The 2,586-nt window shown below is 65.9% G+C and carries 2 protein-coding genes and 1 pseudogene; 2 read left to right on the forward strand and 1 reads right to left on the reverse strand.

Translation table 11 applies throughout. The features are described 5' to 3' along the window. The coding region (locus KZA10_RS12085) for an LCP family protein (RefSeq protein WP_218682999.1) at positions 1–1,129 on the forward strand (1,129 nt) is incomplete at its 5' end. Positions 1,130–1,159: 30 nt separating this feature from the next. Here the strand turns inward: KZA10_RS12085 and KZA10_RS12090 are convergent. After that, positions 1,160–1,744 carry a TetR/AcrR family transcriptional regulator gene (locus KZA10_RS12090; RefSeq protein ID WP_218683000.1) on the reverse strand — a complete coding sequence of 195 codons (585 nt, stop codon included), beginning with the start codon at positions 1,742–1,744 and terminating at the stop codon, positions 1,160–1,162. A 93-nt stretch (positions 1,745–1,837) separates the two neighbouring features. Here KZA10_RS12090 and KZA10_RS12095 point away from each other — a divergent pair. Beyond that, positions 1,838–2,460, forward strand: a pseudogene (locus KZA10_RS12095) (glycoside hydrolase family 3 protein); the annotation flags it as partial. Positions 2,461–2,586 lie beyond the last annotated feature (126 nt).

Genomic DNA, 2,586 nt, shown 5'->3' on the forward strand with positions numbered 1-2,586 from the left:
CGGCGTCGGCGCCTACGTCTTCTACGACCTCTCGAGCACCGTCTCGGCGAACGCGGTCGAGATCGAGGGCCAGGACCCGATCCCGCCGGACATCGGCGAGTACGAGGGCGGCTTCAACATGGTGCTCACCGGGGTCGACACCTGTGAAGAGAAGTACAAGGACCTCTTCGGCGAGCGATGCTCCGGAGCGGATGCCGAGGGCTCGCTCAACGACGTGAACCTGCTGGTCCACGTCTCCCAGGAGCCGCGCCGGATCACGGTCGTCAGCTTCCCGCGCGACCTGATGGTCCCGATCCCGGCCTGCACCGACAAGAACGGCAACGCCACTTCCGCGATGAGCAAGCAGCCGCTCAACACCGCGTACACCGACGGCGGCCTGAACTGCGTCGTGAAGACGATCTCCGAACTCACCGACCAGGAGATCCAGTTCGCGGCCGGCGTCACCTTCGGTGGTGTGATCGAGATCACCAACGCGATCGGCGGCGTCGACGTCTGCCTCGCCAACCCGATCAAGGACCGCTACACGGGCCTCGACATGGCCGCAGGAACGCACACGATCGAGGGGCTGCAGGCCCTGCAGTTCCTGCGCACACGTCACGGAGTGGGCGACGGCAGTGACCTCGGCCGCATCGGGAACCAGCAGCAGTACATGTCGAGCCTCGCCCGCAAGATGATCAGCGGCGACGTGCTCGGTAACGTCCCGATCATGCTGAAGCTCGCGAACACCGCGATCCAGAACCTGGAGCCGAGCGAGTCCCTCACGAACCCGATGACGCTGGTCCAGATCGCTCTCGCGGTCAAGTCGGTCCCGTTCGAGGACATCGTCTTCGTGCAATACCCGAACGGCACGGACTCGGCCAACCCGAACAAGGTCGTCCCCAACTACACCGCCGCCTCGGCGCTCTGGGAGGCGCTCGCGGCGAACGCGCAGCTGCAGATCACGCACGAGAACAACACCAACGACGGCGTGGTCGTGCAGGAACCGACGGCACCCGTCGAGGAGCCGGCGACCGACCCCGCGGCGACTCCGGATCCGGCAGCAACCCCCGACAATGTCGTGGCTCTGCCCGATTCGATCAAGGGCAACTCCGCCGCGCAGCAGACCTGCTCCAACGGCAACGTGCGCTGACCCCCCCGGGGCGCGACATGCGGTGACGGTCTAGTCGTCGGTGGGTGGCACGGGCGGATGGAGTGCGTCGATGAGAGCGCTCATGATGCCGGGCATGTCGACGCTCGGGTCGATCATCCACTGCAGCTGAAGACCGTCGGATGCTGCCTGGATCACGCGAGCGAGTGTGTCGGGATCGAGGGCGGAGCACTGCTCTTCGGCGCCGAAGCTGTCGGCGATCGACTCACGCAGGCGGGCGCTGCGGTCGAGGAAGTACTCGTGGGCCGGATGCTCGGGGTCGGCGGCGTCGACAGAGAGGCGTGAGAACAGGGCGACCAGCCCCGGGACCTCGGTGTTGTGGCGGATCACCTCGATGAACCCGGTCCGAGCCTCGGCGTCACTGAGGCCCGAGGGATCGAGGCCGTCGTGCTCATCGCGCTTTCGAAGGACTTCGGTGAAGAGCTCTTCCTTCGAACCGAAGTAGTGCAGCAGAGCGGCGGGGGTGACTCCGACGACCTCGGCGATCTCCTTGAGCGAGGCGTTCTGATACCCCTTGCGCCCGATCACGTCGAGGGCGCTCTCGAGGATCTCCTCGCGTCGCGCCACGCCCTTCGCGTACGAACCTCGTCGTGCCATGCCTCGACCCTAATCCTGAATGTCGTTTGATATCTAATACTGAAGGGCATATGGTTTTCGCAGGACATCGACGTCGTGCGCGAAAGGGACACAATGACCGAGAACTCGGCTTCCGACCTCACCCTCGAGGAGAAGGCTTCGCTCACCAGCGGTGCGGACTTCTGGACCACGAAGGCCATCGACCGCCTGGGCATCCCGTCGGTGATGATGACCGACGGTCCGCACGGCCTGCGCAAGCAGTCCGGCAGCACCGACCACCTCGGTCTCGCCAGCAGCGTCCCCGCCACCTGCTTCCCGCCCGCCGTCGGCATCGGCTCGTCCTTCGATCCGGAGATCATCGAACGGGTGGGTGCCGCGATCGGGGTGGAGGCCGCGATCGAGAACGTGGCTGTCGTGCTCGGCCCCGGCATCAACATCAAGCGCTCACCGCTGTGCGGACGCAACTTCGAGTACTTCTCGGAGGACCCGATCCTGTCCGGCATCCTCGGCGCCGCATCGGTCCGTGGCATCCAGTCGAAGGGCGTCGGCACCTCGCTCAAGCACTTCGCGGCCAACAACCAGGAGTTCGACCGCATGCGCGCGAGCTCGGATGTGGACCCGCGCCCGCTGCGCGAGATCTACCTGCGCGGATTCGAGCGGGTCGTGAAGGACGCGGACCCTGGACCGTCATGTGCTCGTACAACAAGCTCAACGGGGTCTGGACCTCGGAGGACCCCATCGACGCAGCGGCGGGCTGCCGCTGAGCACGGTCTCCGGATACGGAAGAAGCCGCCGCGATCACTCGCGGCGGCTTCTTCTAGGTCAGACCGAGGTCACTGTCCCCGGCGCTCACGCAACTGCGT

Source organism: Microbacterium sp. BF1, from assembly GCF_019279095.1.
Taxonomy (GTDB): domain Bacteria; phylum Actinomycetota; class Actinomycetes; order Actinomycetales; family Microbacteriaceae; genus Microbacterium; species Microbacterium maritypicum.

Excerpts from the sequence above, each read along its gene's own strand:
- KZA10_RS12090 (WP_218683000.1), bottom strand. The coding sequence starts at position 1,744 with ATGGCACGACGAGGTTCGTACGCGAAGGGCGTGGCGCGACGCGAGGAG.